The organism is Methylomagnum ishizawai, assembly GCF_019670005.1.
In the GTDB taxonomy this organism is placed as follows: Bacteria; Pseudomonadota; Gammaproteobacteria; order Methylococcales; family Methylococcaceae; genus Methylomagnum; species Methylomagnum ishizawai.
Map to the genome: position 1 here is coordinate 11,493 of NZ_AP019784.1, position 15,913 is coordinate 27,405.

Annotated in this window: 13 protein-coding genes; 5 read left to right on the plus strand and 8 right to left on the minus strand. The window is 65.5% G+C overall.

Annotated elements, in window-relative coordinates; genetic code table 11:
• Positions 1 to 109 precede the first annotated feature (109 nt).
• The 4 genes from K5658_RS20870 (at position 110) to K5658_RS20885 (ending at position 3,849) form a co-directional block, all read left to right on the plus strand.
• Positions 110 to 1,924, plus strand: a complete 1,815-nt coding sequence (locus K5658_RS20870; RefSeq protein WP_221067154.1) for a DUF2341 domain-containing protein — start codon at positions 110 to 112, stop codon at positions 1,922 to 1,924.
• Complete coding sequence (locus K5658_RS20875; RefSeq protein ID WP_085213102.1) at positions 1,921 to 2,325, plus strand: ExbD/TolR family protein; 405 nt, start codon at positions 1,921 to 1,923, stop codon at positions 2,323 to 2,325. Before K5658_RS20870 ends, K5658_RS20875 begins: the two co-directional genes overlap by 4 nt.
• Positions 2,326 to 2,334: 9 nt before the next feature.
• On the plus strand, positions 2,335 to 3,003 hold the full coding sequence (locus K5658_RS20880; RefSeq protein ID WP_221067155.1) for an energy transducer TonB family protein: 669 nt from the start codon (positions 2,335 to 2,337) through the stop codon (positions 3,001 to 3,003).
• Positions 3,004 to 3,111: 108 nt separating this feature from the next.
• Positions 3,112 to 3,849 (plus strand): hypothetical protein, encoded by a 738-nt coding sequence (locus K5658_RS20885; RefSeq protein ID WP_221067156.1) that lies wholly within the window; start codon positions 3,112 to 3,114, stop codon positions 3,847 to 3,849.
• Positions 3,850 to 3,952: 103 nt separating this feature from the next.
• Here the strand turns inward: K5658_RS20885 and K5658_RS20890 are convergent, their stop codons facing one another.
• Positions 3,953 to 4,882 (minus strand): alpha/beta fold hydrolase, encoded by a 930-nt coding sequence (locus tag K5658_RS20890; RefSeq protein WP_221067157.1) that lies wholly within the window; start codon positions 4,880 to 4,882, stop codon positions 3,953 to 3,955.
• A 145-nt stretch (positions 4,883 to 5,027) separates the two neighbouring features.
• On the opposite strand from K5658_RS20890, the gene K5658_RS20895 reads away from it, so the two are divergent.
• On the plus strand, positions 5,028 to 6,188 hold the full coding sequence (locus K5658_RS20895) for a M14 family zinc carboxypeptidase (protein ID WP_221067158.1): 1,161 nt from the start codon (positions 5,028 to 5,030) through the stop codon (positions 6,186 to 6,188).
• A 125-nt stretch (positions 6,189 to 6,313) separates the two neighbouring features.
• Here K5658_RS20895 and K5658_RS20900 read toward each other — a convergent pair whose 3' ends face one another.
• From K5658_RS20900 to K5658_RS20930, 7 genes are all read right to left on the minus strand, one after another.
• Positions 6,314 to 8,371: an alkaline phosphatase gene (locus K5658_RS20900; protein ID WP_221067159.1), complete on the minus strand. Its 2,058-nt coding sequence runs from the start codon at positions 8,369 to 8,371 to the stop codon at positions 6,314 to 6,316.
• An 89-nt stretch (positions 8,372 to 8,460) separates the two neighbouring features.
• Entirely contained in the window at positions 8,461 to 8,976 is a 516-nt protein-coding gene (locus tag K5658_RS20905; protein ID WP_221067160.1) for a hypothetical protein, read from the minus strand.
• 202 nt (positions 8,977 to 9,178) lie between these two features.
• On the minus strand, positions 9,179 to 10,801 hold the full coding sequence (locus K5658_RS20910) for an alkaline phosphatase PhoX (protein WP_246628684.1): 1,623 nt from the start codon (positions 10,799 to 10,801) through the stop codon (positions 9,179 to 9,181).
• Positions 10,802 to 11,023: 222 nt separating this feature from the next.
• Positions 11,024 to 11,911, minus strand: a complete 888-nt coding sequence (locus K5658_RS20915; protein WP_221067162.1) for a 2OG-Fe(II) oxygenase — start codon at positions 11,909 to 11,911, stop codon at positions 11,024 to 11,026.
• A 94-nt stretch (positions 11,912 to 12,005) separates the two neighbouring features.
• A complete protein-coding gene (locus tag K5658_RS20920; RefSeq protein WP_221067163.1) occupies positions 12,006 to 12,473 on the minus strand; it encodes a hypothetical protein in 468 nt (155 codons plus the stop codon).
• Positions 12,470 to 14,407, minus strand: a complete 1,938-nt coding sequence (locus K5658_RS20925) for a RiPP maturation radical SAM C-methyltransferase (RefSeq protein ID WP_221067164.1) — start codon at positions 14,405 to 14,407, stop codon at positions 12,470 to 12,472. The genes K5658_RS20920 and K5658_RS20925 overlap by 4 nt, the downstream gene beginning before the upstream one ends.
• On the minus strand, positions 14,404 to 15,870 hold the full coding sequence (locus K5658_RS20930) for a TIGR04463 family radical SAM/SPASM RiPP maturase (protein WP_221067165.1): 1,467 nt from the start codon (positions 15,868 to 15,870) through the stop codon (positions 14,404 to 14,406). Before K5658_RS20930 ends, K5658_RS20925 begins: the two co-directional genes overlap by 4 nt.
• Positions 15,871 to 15,913 lie beyond the last annotated feature (43 nt).

A 15,913-nucleotide genomic window follows, 5' to 3' on the forward strand; every position in this document is an offset into this window, starting at 1 on the left:
CCCCGGCCCGCCTGTCCACCGTAGCGATTCCTTCGCGAACCCGTAACCTGATTGCAATATTGCCCCGACATACTCGCCCGTCTTAGGCATGATGCGGACGCAGAGCGATATGAAATTACGGGTTTATTTTGGGGCGCTGGTCCTGTTGGCTTTCCCTGGGCTGGCCTTGTCCTGGTGGAACGACGATTGGTCCTCGCGCAAGCAAATCACCTTGGATGCCAGCGTGACCGGCGCGGATATCCGCGACAACGTGGCGGATTTCCCGATGCTGGTCCGGCTCCATACCGGCAATTTCGGCTATTTCGGCGAACTGGCCGAGGGCGGCAAGGACCTCCGCTTCATGGTGGACGACAAAACGCCGCTGAAATTCCATATCGAGAAGTTCGACGCCACCAATGAAATGGCCCTGGTTTGGGTGAAGGTGCCGCGCATCCAAGGCGGTGCCAGCAGCGACGCCTTCTGGATGTATTACGGCAACGGCTCGGCGGCGGACGGCGGCGACGCGGGCGGCACCTACGATGTGAACCAAGCCCTGGTGTTCCATTTCGACGACAAGAATCCCACGCCCCAGGACGCCACCGCCTACGCCAACCATGCCGCCAAATCCCTGGCCGCGGTGGAACCCGCCGGCTGGATCGGCGCGGCGGCCAAGTTCGCGGCGGCGGGGTCCATCGAAGTCCCGGCTTCCCCGTCGCTCGCCCTCGACCCGGCCAAGGGCTGGACCTTCTCCGCCTGGATCAAGATCGACCAGAGCCAGCCCGAAGCCTATATCTTCCGCGCCGCCGAAGGGGCCAACGCCCTGGAACTCCTGGTGCGCGACGCCACCGTGGTGGCCCGCTACGTCCAGGGTGGCAAGACGGTGGAAACCGCGCCCGCCCCGATCCAGCAACCGGGCCAATGGCGGCATGTGGCCGTGGTGCTGCGGCCCGACAAGCTCGAACTCTACGTGGACGGCAACAAGGGCGGCGAATCCCCCGCCACCGCCGTCGCGATGAATCCGGCGCTCACCCTGGGCGGCACCGCCACCGGCGGTTTCCTGGCCGGCTTCCTGGACGAGGTGCAAATCTCCAACGCCGCCCGCGGCGCGGAATGGATCAAGTTGTCGGCCCGCAGCCAAAGCCTGGATTTCACCATCGCCAATTTCGGCCAGGACGAATCCAAGGGCGGGGCGGGCGGCGAAAGCTCGTTCGTGGTCATCATCCAGAACGTGACCATCGACGGCTGGGTAGTGATCGGCCTGACCGGCGTCATGTTCATCGTGTCGATCCTGGTCATGACCATCAAGGCCATGGTGATCGCCAAGGTCCGCAAGGACAACAAGGCGTTCCTCGCCGCCTATGAAAAGGTCAGCCCCGACAATCCCGGCCAATTGGACCGCGAAGAAAGCGAAGAGGAAAAAGAACTGGCCGAATCCGAATTCCTGGCGGCCATCGTCGGCAAGCACGATCATTTCCAAAGCTCGCCGCTCTACCACATCTACCATGCCGGGATCGCCGAGGTGAAAAAGCGGGTGGGCAATTCGTCCAAGCCGCTGACCCCGGAAGCCCTGCATGTGATCCGGGTCAAGCTGGATTCCATCGTGGTGCGCGAGAGCCAACGCCTCAATAGCAAGATGGTGTTGCTGACCATCTCCATCGCGGGCGGGCCGTTCCTGGGGCTGCTCGGCACCGTGGTGGGCGTGATGATCACCTTCGCGGTGATCGCCGCCACCGGCGACGTGAACATCAACTCCATCGCGCCCGGTATCGCGGCGGCGCTGTTGGCGACGGTGGCGGGTCTCGCGGTCGCCATCCCCGCGCTGTTCGCCTACAACTACCTGCTCACCCAGATCAAGGACATCGTCGCCGATATGCGGGTGTTCTCCGACGAGTTCCTGGCCATGCTGTCCGAGCGCGTCGCTGACCGCTTCCGGGAGGCCGCATGAAGGTCGAATCGGAAGAGAAGGTCTACGACGACATCAACATCACGCCCATGCTGGACGTGGCCTACGTGCTGCTGTTGATCTTCATCATCATGACCACGGCCACGGTGCAGGGCATCACGGTCAACCTGCCCAAGGCCAGCAGCACGCCGAGCCTGTCGAAGCCCAAGACCAAGGCGATTTCCATCACCCCGGACGGGACGATCTACCTCGACACCTACCCGGTGTCGATCCAGGAACTGGAAACCCGGCTGGCGCAATACAAGGCGGCGACGCCGGATTTGCCGGTGGTGCTGAAGGCCGATGCCTCCATCCAGTATGAAAAAGTCATACAGGTGCTGGACGTGGTGACGCGGCTCGAAATCAGCCAGCTCGGCCTCGTCACCCAGAAGCTGGTGAAATAACCCGCCGCGATGGAACAGAAGAACAAAGCCCTGAAATACCTGCCCGCCGCCATCGGGGTGGGTTTGGTCGTGGTCATCGCCATCGTGCTGTATCTGGTGCGGGATATTTTCGAGAAGCCGATCCAGAGCAAGAAGCAAGTCCAGCAAATCAGCGTGGTGCAGCCGCCCCCGCCCCCGCCGCCACCCCCGCCCGAGCAAAAACCGCCGGAACCCGAGGTGAAGGAGGAAAAGATCGAGGAACCCGAGCCGGAGCCGGAACCCGAGCCGGAACAACCCGAGGCGGAAGCGCCGCCGCCGGGCGAGGAACTGGGCGTGGACGCGGCGGGCGGGGCCGGTTCCGACGCCTTCGGCCTGGTGGGCAAGAAGGGCGGGCGCGGGCTGATCGGCGGGGGCGGCGGCAACGCCATCATCTGGTACGGCCAGCATATCGGCAAGGAATTGACCGACGAACTACACCGCAGCCTCAAGGACAAGGCCCGCAATAGCAGCTATTCGGCGGTGGTCCATCTGTGGATCGGCCCGGACGGCGGCGTCAGCCGGGTGGAACTGGCCAATTCCAGCGGCACGGCGGAAATCGACCAAGCCCTGAAAGCGGCGCTCAACGGCATCCGGGCGGGCCGGTTCAAGCCGCCACCCGAGCATATGCCGCAGCCCTTGAAAGTCCGCATCCGGTCCTAGCGCATTTTCGCCTTATTTGGTGGGCACGTATTCCGTGCCCACCGGGATAGCCCAGCCGTAGGCGGGGCGTAAACCATCCCGCCAACCCAGTTTTTGCAGATCGAACCCATGAACATCCCCCGCAAGAAACTCCTGGCGCTCGCCTGCTGTGCCCTGTGTTGGAGCGCCGCCGCCCGCGCCGAGCCCAAGGGCGGCGCCGACCCCGCCTTGACCCAGACCCTGCGCAAGACCCAGGGCATGTTGCGCCAAATCACCCAGGAAAAAGCCGACCTCGAAGCCAAGGCCGCCGACCTCGACAAGCAGCTCAAGGAGGCGCTCAAGCTGGCCGATGGGCTCAAGGCCCGCGTCAAGGAACTGGAACCCTTGGAAGGCCAGGTCAAGCAGCAAAAAGCCAGCCTCGACGCCTTGCAGGAAGGCAACGCCAACCTGCAACAACGCATCAGCGGCGACGCCGAGCGCATCCGTGGCGGCGTCGAGCAACAACGCAAGCTGGCCACCGAGTTGGAGAAGTTCCGCCGCGACAACGCCCTGCTGGTCAACGCCGTGGAGGAACGCACCCATTGGATCGCGGATTGTTCGGCCAAGAACCAAGCCCTGTTGCAGGCCAACCGCGAATGGATCGACCAGGGCGGCGATAAGACCCTTTGGGATAAGATCGTCGCCGCCGAGCCTTTCACCGGCATCGCCGCCGTGAAGCGGGAAAACGCCGCCGAGGCATTCCGTTACAAGCTGGGGGACCTCGAAGTCACACCTTGGCGCGAACCCGGCCCCGCCGCGCCCATCGAGCCACAGTCCGCCGCCGACGCCGAACCGACGGAGTCCGCGACTGCGCCGAGTTCTCAATAAGGACGAGGTTTCCCCGAACTAAGGACGGTTTTTCGATGGGGCATCCCGACCGGGATGCCCCTTTTTTGTGGATGGGCCGGGCCAGGGCGCTTCCCGGCCCGGATCATGCGCCCATGGCCGCCGCCCTGCGCCGCGGCACGGATTCCGCCCCGCCGTTCAACAAGGCGCCGAGGATGGGTTCGGCATGGTTGATCGGCAAGGAGAAATGCCCCTCGCCCGGCCAGTCGAACACCTGGGCCTGCGCCAGCGGCTCCGCCAACATCCGGCTATGGCAAGGCGGCACGGTGATATCGTCCGTGCCATGCCACAAGGCCACCGGCAGGTTGATCTCCGCAGGGTCGAAACCCCAATCGTGGGAGTACAGCATGAAATCCAGCAGCGCCCCGTGCATCCCAGGACGCAAGCCTTCGCCGATGGAGGCGCAAAGATCGGCCCGGATATCGGGGCGGGATAGGGTGGCGCGGTCGGCCTCCCGCATCGCGGTGGTCAAGAGGGCCAGGGCCACGTTGGGATTGGCCCGCATCAGCGGCCCCAGGACCGAGCCATAGACTCCCCGCATCAGCCAGGGTGCCCGGCGGGCGCTGACGAAGCCGAAACGGGCCGGGAAGTGCATGGGCTGGACCGCCGCGAGGGTGTGGACCGGACCCAGCCCGCCGACGAGGGTGGCGGCGGTGATCCGCTCCGGCAGGGCGTGGAGCAAGGCCAGCGCGTAGGGCGCGCCGCCCGAGACGGCCAGCAGCATGAACTGGCCGAAACCCAGGGCGTCGGCCAGTTCCGCCACATCGGCGGGCCAATCGAGGATACGCCGTCCCGGCTGGAAATCCGACAGGCCATAGCCGGGCCGGTCCGGGGCGACGATCCTGGCCCCCAGCTTGGCGGCGGCCCGGTCCACCAACACCGCCTCCAGCCGGGAGGCGGGGAAACCGTGGCAATACATCACCGGACGCCCTTGCGGGTCGCCCACCTCGGCGTAGCCGAGCTTACGTCCATCCCTGAGCTTGATTGTCCGATGCAAACGGGATTCTGCGCTCATTACCGACCTGCCTCCTAAGGATTGGGAACGCCGCGGCCAGAACTGGCCGCATGACGGCAGGAGGATATCGTGTTATCGGACCGGCGCAAAGCGGACCCGGTGCCGGGGCGGGTGTCTCCGCCGCGAAATCCAACCATGCTAGCCTATGACGCTTTCATCGAAACAGCCGGGAGCCGATTTGGAATCGAATATCGTCCGGGGCGGGGCCGGGGCTTTCGACCCCCGCCATTTCACACCGGGCCGTCCGGTCCTGCGCGGCCTGCCCGAATTACGCGAACTCTTGATCCTCGCCGACCACGCGCTGCGGGTTCCCGGGGCCCGGGCCGGGGTCGAGGAATTGGCCCGGCTCGAACATGGGGGCGAATCCTTCCCGTTGCTCGCCTTCCGCTTCGGACCCGACGATCCGGGCTTGCCGGTGTTCGCCTTGTTCGGCGGCGTGCATGGCTTGGAGCGCATCGGCACCCAGGTGGTCCTGGCCTATCTGCGCACCCTGCTGGAAATGGCCCGCTGGGACCGCGCCACCCAGGACATGCTGGCCACGACCCGGCTGGTCATGGTGCCCTTGCTGAATCCGGTGGGGATGTATCTCCGGTTCCGCGCCAACGGCAACCGGGTGGACCTGATGCGGAATGCCCCGGTCGAGGCCGAGGGCTTGGCGGCTTGGCATTGGTTCGGCGGCCAGCGCTTGACGCCCCGGCTGCCCTGGTACCGGGGCGCGGCGGACGCGCCCATGGAAACCGAGGCGCGGGCGCTGTGCGACTTCGTCCGCCGCGAAATCTTCCCGGCCCGCACGGCCCTGAGCATCGATGTGCATTCGGGCTACGGCAAGGTGGACCGGCTGTGGTTCCCCTACGCCAAGACCCGCGCCGCCTTTCCCGGCCTGCCCGAGGCCGTGGCCTTGAAACACCTGCTCGACCGCTCGCATCCCAACCATGTCTACCATGTCGAGCCGCAATCGCTGCACTATCTGGCCCATGGCGACCTGTGGGATTACCTCTACGACGGCTACCGCGCCGTCCAACCCGCCGGGCATTACCTGCCGTTCACGCTGGAGTTGGGTTCCTGGCTGTGGGTGAAGAAGAACTGGGTCCAGGCGTTCTCGGCCCTGGGCGTGTTCAATCCCCGGCTACCGCACCGGGTGCGGCGGACCTTGCGGCGGCATTTGTTCCTGTTCGATTTGTTCCACCGCGCCACCCGCTCGCCGGAGCCTTGGGCCGGGTTGGAATCCGCCGAACGCGGGCGGTTGGAGGCGCAAGGGCTGCGCCTTTGGTATGGGGGCGGGGAACGGGAGCGCCCGGCCCGCTAGGCCGGTCGATGACGGCGGGTACGGTGCCCGCAGAAGGAAAACGGCAAAGGCCGGTTTCCAATCCCGGCCTTCGGCGGCTTCCCGCAGGGGGACGGGGATGTCCCCCCGCGGGAAGCGTCTTTGGCTTATTTGACGCCCAAGGTCGCCTGCATCAGCGAGAAGAACACATCGGTGTTATCGATGGTGCCGCCGAGCAGGCTGGCCCCCCGGCCATAGGCCGACAGCGGGATATCGCCGCCGGTATGGACGGCCTGGTCGCCCGGCACCTGGCCGGTCACGAAGAAGCCGTCGGCCTGCTGGATGGGACGGGTTCCGCCCAGGCCGCCATCGGCGACGTTGTTGCGCGGATAACCGGACAGCGGCAGGACGCCATTGCCCGGCTGCTGGCTGTCGTTGGTCGGCTGCGGACGGGTGCGGTAGTCCTCGTAGCGGTCGCCATTGGCACCGTAACCCACCAGCAGGCGGTAGTCCACGTCGGTGGTGGTCGGGTAGCCGTCGGCGGCGATGGTGTATTTGGGGAACTTGGCGCTGTCGTAGGTGCCGACGGTGCCGTCGCGCAGGGCCGGGGTGCCCAGGGCGGTGGTGCCGCCCGCGGCGATGGCGGTTTGCAGGTCGGTGTCGGTCTTGGTGGAAGCGCCGATGATGACCGCGCCCGAGCATTCGTGGTCGGCGGTGACGATCACCAGGGTATCGGGATGGGTGGAAGCGTATTGCTTGGCCACGCCCACGGCGCGGTCGAACTCGATGGCTTCCAGGATCCAGCGCGAGCTATCCATCTGGTGGGCCTGCTTGTCGATGGAAGCAGCCTCCACCATCAACACGAAGCCGTCGGGGCTGTTGGCGTCCAGCACGTCCAGCGCCTTCTGGGCCATCTCGTCCAGCATGGGCTGGTCGGGGAAACCGTAGTCGTTGACCACGGTGGAGGTGCCGCGCTGGCCGGCGACCTTGTCCAGGGCGATGTTCATATTGGACAGGGAGAACAGGCCCAGCAGCTTGGACGGGGTGCCGGCCGCGGCGAGGGCGGTCCGGTCCGGGACGTAGGTCCAACCGGCGGCGGTAAAATCGCCGATCAGGTTGCGCGCCGGATCGAGCGCCCCTGGGGCGGCCCCCCAACCCGTGACGATATCGGTGGGCAGGACATAGTCGGTGCCGGTGGTGCGGGCCGAGCCGTTGAAGGCGGCCCCGGCGTTGGAGGTCATGGCGCTCGGGTTGGGCAGGAACCACTTGCGACCGCCGCCCATCAGCACGGTCAGGTTGGTCTTGCCGGCATCGTCCAGGTATTGATCGACGATGCCGGTGCCCGCGCCGCGGTTGGCGGTGTGGACCGCGTTGGCGGCCGGGGTGGCGTCGAACACATCGGCGGTGGTGACGATGCCCAGTTTCTTGTTCTGGGTGCGGGCCAGATATTCCGACAGGTATTCCACCCTGGGGTTATCGAACGCGGCCTTGGTGTCGTCGGGCCAAACGCCTTCCTGGTTGTTCTGGGCCTTGTTGCCGGTCACATAGTTCTGCATGCCGGGGGCCGAGTCGGTGATGATGGAGTTCAGCGAAGCCGTCATGATCATGGCGGTGTTCGGGAAGGTATCCATGTTCAGCTTCTGGTTGGCCTTGCCCTGGGCATAGCCGTTCAACACGATGCGGGCGGCGGTGCGGTGGCTGGCCCCCATGCCGTCGCCCAGCATGATGATGATGTTCTTGGCCTTGTTGGGCCCCATGGCCTTGAGCTTGACCACCTCGAACTCGCCGTCGGCGGTGGTGGTCTTGCCGTCGCTCTGGGTGGCGACGGCGGTCAGGGTGTGTACGCCTTCCGGGCCGGACGGTTGGGCGCGCAGCGAGGCGGCGACGGCGTTCGGCACCGGGGGGGTGGCGGTGGTCAGCACGTCGGCGGCGACCATGCTCTTGCGGCCGGCGCTGGCGGGGACGATCCGCGCCACCGCCTTGCCATCGATCAGGAATCGCACCTCGGCGATGGTCTGGCCCGCGTCGGGGACGACGGTGGCCTGGATATCGAAGCGCTGGCCATGGACGAAACGCGAGATCATCGGGCCATGGCTCGCGCCATGGGTCGCGAACCATTGGCTGGGCGGCGTCAGGCGGGTGATGCTCAGGGCATCGGCAGCCTGGGCCCCCAACAGCAGGGCCGCGCTCACGGCCAGGGTCATCGAGCTTTTACGGAATTTCATGGTTCTTAGTCTCCGAACATCTACGTTTTATGGATTATCAACCCTAGGACATAAATCAGAATATTGACAATTTGGGACGGCACCCCGGATCATTGCCGCGCTGCCGCGTTAGGGGGCGTCAACTCGTCGATGAACAACCGGGTATACGAGACCCGTCCATTGGCTTCCTCCTTGGCACCCAGTTCCAAGCGCCCGACCAATTCCCATAGCCCTGGGCGGAAAGACAAAACCTTGTCGGCATAGTCGGCCGGCAGGTGTACGAACAGGGTCGAACCGGGCAGATCGTCGGAAGGGCCATCCTCTTTCTCGGGGATATTCACGGCGACCGGCGCCAGCAGGAATAAACCGGGGATGGGTTCTTCCTCGTGGACCATGTAACCGGCGATGCGCACCCGTTTGTGTTCCAGGGCCAGGAGCTTCCGCGAAGGCTCCAACCCTTGCGGCCCGACCGGCATCTTGTAGAAATCCTGGAATTTGAGCTCGGCGGTGGGCGCGGCCGCCTGGGCCGGAGGAGGCGGGCTTCGATGGGCGCAGCCGCTGAGCAGGGATAGCGCGCATAACGCCGGGACGAGGGCGGCGGGATAGGGGATTCTCGATAGCTTCATAAAGACTGGCTGTAGCTGGTGGGGCATGGCTCGCGCCCGCCGGGATTAAGGCGGCGCTATTGGACAGCAAAGGCTTTACAAAGCCGTGAAGCTAGGATGTAGGTTGCGTTAATTACCGATAAGCGGTGGGCAACCCGGCGGGGCGGGAGCCCCACCGGGTTGTAGGCGCAAGCCCGGCACCGGGGGTGCCGGGCAATCCGGCTTATTTGACGTAGGCGGCGACCGGACGGGCCGGTTCGACTTCCCACAGGGTGTTGTCGCCGTGCTGCTGGGTCCAGAAGAAGCGCCAGCCCTGGCGGAACGGCAGCGGCGGTTTCACGCCCAGGATGCCATCGACATCCGGGTCGCCGTCGGAGACATGGATGCCGGTGATTTCGTTGTCGCCTTCGTTCTGGAAGGCGGCGAAGGCCGCGATCCCCTGGGACTTGCCGTCGTTGGCGGCGGAATCCAGGGTGGCGGAAGCGTCGCGGCCCTCGGCGATGACGCGGACGGGATCGGCGCCCGTGCCGTAATCGACCGTGGTATCGAACACATAGGCCGAATCCAGGGCGTTGCGCTGGGCATGCAGGGTATCGCCCGCGTCTTCCACGGCGACGACCTGGGTCTTGGTGAGGAAGGCGATGTTATCCAGGCCGGTGTGGGCCGCGTTGCCGCGGTAGAACAGCTTCAACCGGCCGGTGTTGGCGGAGGGACCATCCGGCTGCGACAGCACGAACAGGCCGCCGAAACCGCCGTAGTTCTCGCCGGCTTCCGTCAATTGGTTGGTATCGCCGGTCTCGGTGAAATAGAAGTGCTTGAAGCCGGTGCCGGGCTGGAACACGCCGTTTTCCGGGCGCTTGAACGGGGTGGCCCCGGCCAGTTTCGCGGCGGCGTTGGCGTTGAACGGCGCGGTGCCGTCGGTGGCGGTGTTGTGGACGGTGATCCACCGGGTCTTGAACACATTGCCATAGGTGTGCAGGGCCAGCATGTCGAAGGACTTGATGTCCTCGTCCTTCTGGCCGGGGTGGAAGACCACCGGATGGCCCGCGTTGACGACCTGTAGGGCTTGCAGCACGCCACCCGCCTTGAGGTTGGTCTTGTCGGCCGGGACGAAGCGGAAGACGAAGCTGTTGGGCTGCTTGGCGTGGGGGTTGGCGGTACCGGAGGAGCCGCCGGCGTCCTCGACGATCCAGAGGTTGCCATCGCTGTCGGCCTGGATGCCTTCGTAGCCGCCCTGGCCCAGGATGCCGGTCAAGCCTTCGGCGGTGGAGGTGCCGGTGTAGTCGGCGTCGGCCTGCCACACGCCGCCGCCCAGGCTGCCTTCGGCGGTGAACAGCAACTTGCCGGAGAAGGGATACCAAGTGGAGCCGTCGAAGGTCGGCAGGGGCAGGCCATTCACGTCCTGGTCGGCCAGCAGGGTGATGCGGTGGGCCGGATCGGCGTCCAGGTTGACGCGGGTGATATAGCCGGAGGTGCCGGTTTCATGGCCTTGGAAGACGAAGTGGGTGCCGTAGTCGTAGTTGGCGTCGGCACCGTGCTGGCCGGTGAATACCAGATAGGTGTTCTTATCGGGCTCGGTCTTGCTGGCTTCGGTGCCGGGAGCGGTGGCCAGCGGGATCAGCGGGCCATTGTCGTTGTAGCCATAGAGCTTGGTCAGCGCCGAGCCGTTTTCGAGGGCCATGGCACCGGTGGCGGCGACATGCTGGGCCAATTCCTTGGACAGCGCGTTGGGTTGGACCATGCCGGGGACTTTCGGGTTGGCGGAAGCCACGGCAGTCAGGGCGTAGGGGGCGGCTTGCGCGGCGGCGCCCATGGCCAGCATCACGGCGGCGGAAAGGGCGTGCATCGGGTATTTCATACTTCACCTTTGGTTTGATATCCGGTTTGGATTCGATGGAAAACCCGGCCAAGCACGGGTCGCCCCTCGAATATCAGAAAATATAAAAAACCAAGATGACAGCGGAAAAACCAGGGTATGACGCCGTATTTAAATTATGATGACAAGGGGATTAAATGGTTTATTTGAATGGGAACATATTGGTTTAATTTCACCTTGGATGGGTGGAATTCAACCGATATAAGCCCGTTCCCGTAGCCATTTCACGGCGATCCATTTTTCCCCCGCCAATACCGGTGCCCCCCCATGCAGGCTGGCCGGGTCGGGACGGCCTCCCATATCGCAATTGCGGAAATAAACGGCCTGGCCCGCCTGGGGAATGGCGCGGAAATCCCCGATGTTGGGGAACAGGGTTTCCCCGCCCGCCTCCACCTCGTTCAAATAGATGATCAAGGTGGCGACGCGCTGCCCGCCCCGCGCCAAATGGGCGGCGCTGCCGGGATCGGACTCCGGGAAATAATCGTAATGCGGGCGATATTCGCCGCCCAAGGTATAACGCAATATCTGGACGCCCTCGCCATGGTCCTGGGGAATCCCGGTGAATTCGGCGATACGGCGGTCCAGGGCGGCGACCAGGGGATTTTCCGCGACCTGGAAATAGGTGCCGAAACTGGACCGTCCCGCCACCACGTCCTCGCCCCCGGTGGCGGGATCGACCACGGTAGAACGGGCCAACTTGGCGGCGGAGAGCGCGATGAGTCCGGCGCATTCCTCGGAGTCGAGGAAACCGTCGAGGAGGAGGAGCCGGGGCCGTTCCATGCGGGCCAAGACCCGCACGGTCCTATCGGATAGCCGGGCTTGGTTGGCCTGAACGCCGGGATGGGCCGCGGCGGGCGGCGGGGCGGTGGGTCCGTCCACCCGGTTCCGCCGCCCCAATTCGGCGACGGCGCGGGCGGACAACCTGGACTCGAAACCATTGGCGACCAGGATGGCGGTCAATTCCGCCGCCGCGCAGCCCCGCGCCAGGTTGGTGGAGATCCAATCCAACCACGGGTCGGGAATCCCCTTTAATGAGATCGATGGCAGTTCCACGCTGTTGTCCCATGAGAGCGTTTTCATTCCCCATGCCCGCCTGTTCCGGGCCATCGCGGTGGGCACGGAATATGTAGCCACCCTAACAGGCAACGGGTGACAAAAACCACCCCGTCCCGGTTCAAGGTCCGGTGCCCGCCGTGGCCCGCGCCCGCTCGATCACCGCTTGCCAGTGCGCGGGTTCCCGCACCAGGAAGGCCACGCTGTCGGCGGTCCCGGCGGCATCGACGAAATGTATCTTCAGCAGCTTGCGCCCGATAATCATTTTGCCGAGATGGCTGTCCACCAATTCCACACCGCGGATGTTCCGCAGCGGCAGGTCCAGTTCCAGGCTATAAAACGACGCCCGGAACCATACCCCGGCGGACGTGACCGCCAACGCCCCGTTGCCGCGGATTTGCCAACGGCCCCGGCTTTCCAGGCCCAGGCCATTGGCGCTGGGCGCGGACAGCAGGAGTTCGCCGGGCGGGAAGCGCTCGGCCAGGGCTTTGCGGCCCTTGGCGACCAGCCATTGATTGCCGCCGAACAACAAGGCCACCACCAGCCCGATGCCGCCCGCGACGGCACCCCCGATAGCCCATGGATTCATACCGTCGCCACTCCCGCCGGGCGCTGGTTGGTGACGCGCTTGAGCAGGCCCGACCGCTGCCAAGGCGCGGGTTCCCGCGTGCCTTCCCCGAGGACCAGGGACAGATAGCGTTTGCCGTCGTCGAGGACCAGATGGCGGGCCAGCAAGTCCGCCAGGACGGCGTCCAATTCCGCCGCCGCCACTTCCGGCAATTGCTCGGCCAGCTTGGCGCGGGGCGTGGGCGTATCCAGGGCTTGCAGGACGCGCACCGCCAGGGGCGATAGCCGGTGTTCACCCGGAGCGCCGGGCCGGGTGTCCTCGACCCGCCAGCCCGCCCCGTCGGGCCGCGCCACGCAGCGCGGGGCCGCGTCGCCTTCCCGCCAAGCGGCGGTCCAGCGGGCGCTGGCCTCCAGCAGGGCATCGTAGGCATCGCCGCCCAGCACCTCCTTCCATTCGGCCTCGTAGTAATAGGCCACCTGGGGAATATCCACGGTGTCAGCGGGGAATAGCTCGGCATACCAGCGCATGGGCCGCAAATCGGTGGTCCAGCGTCCGGCCTCGAAGAAATAGGGGCTGAACCGATGGCATTCGGCCTTGGGCGCACCGCCATAGGCCGGGCGCAGATGGTGGAGCCGCGGCAGCCACTCCACCATTTGCGCGTAATCGGCGGCGGTTTCGCCGGGGATGCGGATCAGGTTGTTCCAATAGACGGTGATGCCTTCTTCCTGGCAGGCGCGGAGGAAGAACAGGTTTTGCAGGGCGGTCACGCCCTTCCGCATCTGCTTGAGGATATTGTCGGCCAGCGACTCGATCCCCGGTTGCAGGTACAGCACCCGCGCCGCCGCCAGTTGGCGGATTTGGCCACGGTGGAGGTTGGTCTTCACGGTCCAGAAATATTCCACATCGGGCCGGGGCGGGTTTTCCGCCAACACCGGCAGGAAGTCGTGGAAGTAGGACATGGGCATGATGTTGTCGGCGGCTTGGAAGCGCTTGGCCCAGGGATAGCGCTCGGCCAAGGCCCGCAGCAAGGCCAGGGTGGCGGCGGCGGAACGCGCCCGGTAGGACATGCCCTCGCCGTTCAGGCCGCAGAAGGTGCAATGGTGTTTCTGGCCCCACCAGCAGCCCCGCGCCGACTCGAAGGGGATGAGGATGCGCGCCCGCCACGCCGGGTCGTCGAAATAACCGACCCGCCGGGCCTCGGCGAAGAAATCGCCGAAATCCGGCACCGGCAGCCGTTCCATACCCGCCGAATCCAGCGGTTGGTGGTCCGCGTCCCGCCACAACGGGCCGTCGGGTTCCCGCCGGTAGAGGATGCCTTGCAAGCCTTGCGGCGCTTGGCCCGCCAGCATGGCCCGGCACAGCGGCACGATCACATCGTCGGCCTCGCCGGTGGAAATGGCGTCGATCCAGCCCGCCGCCCGCGCCAGCGCCTCGCCCATGCCGCCATGGAAGCACGCCCCGCCATAGATCAGCTTGACCTCGGGAAAACGCTCGCGGATGCGCCGCCCCAGGGCCAGCGAGGCCACGGCCTGGAAGAAGGTGCAACTGAACGCCACCACCTTGAGGGGACCTGTGGCCAACAGGCGGTCCAGGCATTGGTCGAGGAACATCGGCACCACCTGGTGGCGCACCTGCCGCAACCAGGCGGGCAGGTCTTTGACATGGGGGATGCCCTCGATCTCGTCCCCGCACAGTTCGATGAAGCGCTCTTCCGGCAAGCCGAAATCCCGCCCCCAAGCCTCGCGGGCGAACAGCCACTCGCCGATCTGGGTTTCGACGCCCTTGAAGCGGGCGATGGTTTCGTAGGCCCCCGGCCCGATCATGCGCGAGAACGCCATATTGAACGGGAACACTTGGGATTCGATCCCGGCTTCCGCCAACTGCGCCTTAAATTGGCCCAGGGCCAGGCTGGGCGTGGTGATCGAGCCGAACGGCATCTGCACCCAATGGATCATACCGCCTCCGCCAAATAATAGGCTTGCATGGTCTCGGGCAGGGCGCGGCCCCCGCCGATGTGGTCGTCGGCGCACAGTTCCTTGGGGTCGGTGCGGACTTGCTCCACATCCCAGTCCTCGGCCCGGAGGATGCCCATCTTCTCGGCCCGCAACAATAGGCGTTCCTTGATGTTGTATTTCCAACTGGGACAGGGCAGGGTGGCGGCTTCGCCGCGGGTGTCGCCCGAATGCAGGAATTTATAGGCGCAGGCCCCGGCGCAATTGGGCAGGAGCTTGCAGTTGCGGCAGGATTCGTTCTCGAACGGGGTCCAGCGCAGCCAGCGGGCGTTGCGCTCGGAACGGAGGGCGGCGTCCATGTCGAAGATGCTGCCGATGGCGTGCTGGGGGAAGGTCACGGTATCCCAGCATTTGTGGATATCGCCGGTCGGCACCACCACGAAGCTGCTCGGACGCACGGCCCCGCACGAGCCATGGAACCGCGGCGGATAGGGCAGGGCCGCCAAGCCTTGGTCGAAGGCGTAGCGGTAGAGCATGGCTTCCAGCCGCCCATATTCGGATTTGCCCATGCAGGCTTCCTCCACCGAATGGCAACCCACGGTCATGGCCTCCACCGGGGCGAAATATAGGCGGAAGCTGTCCTGGTGGGCCAAGCCCTCCTGGGCCAGGGTGTCGATGAGTTGGTAGACGCCCTCGCCGTTGCGATGGTCGATATTGACCCGGATGTTCAGCTTCAACCCGGTCCCGGCTTCGACCACGGCCTTGAGGTTCCCGACGATCTTGGCGAAGGTGCTGCCCCCCGACAGCAGGTAGCGGCGGCCATCGTGGTATTCCTGGTTGCCGTCCAGGGTCACTTGCACGGTCTTGACCCGCCGTTCCGCCAAGGACCGCGCCATGTCCGCCGTCAGCTTGTAGCCGTTGGTGACGATCATGGCGTCGTATTTCAAGCCCCGCCGGTCGCACAGGGCGATGATGCGGTCGGACAGCGCCTCGATCACCCCAGGCCGCAGCAAAGGCTCGCCGCCATACCAGGCGATATGGACATGGCGCAATTCCGGGGCCGCCCGCTCGACGAAGGCCACGATGGCGTCCTGGACCGTCTGGCCCATGGTCTGGACCGGCTTGTCCTGGCCCTGGAAGCAATAATCGCAGGCGAAATTGCAGGCCAGGGTCGGGGCCACGGTCAGGATCAAGGTGCGGCGGTCGTAGCGGTGGGCCTTGTACAGGCCGTGGAGTTGTTCCAATTCATCGACCTGGGTCGGTACCAGATAGCCGCCGTACAACAGGTCGGCGGTGGATTCCAAGTCGTCGCAGCGGCCTTCCGCCGCCACCCGGCGGAAGGCCGCGGCCTCACGGGGCGTCCACACCGCCAAGGCGCCGCTCATGCCGTTGTAGGCCAATTCCCGGCCATCCTTCAGGGGCGCGGTGATGACGTAGCGGGAAGATTTATAGTGTTGTGGTCCCATCTGGGTTCTCCTGGTTGCGGCTTCCGGTAAGGGGGGAACGCCC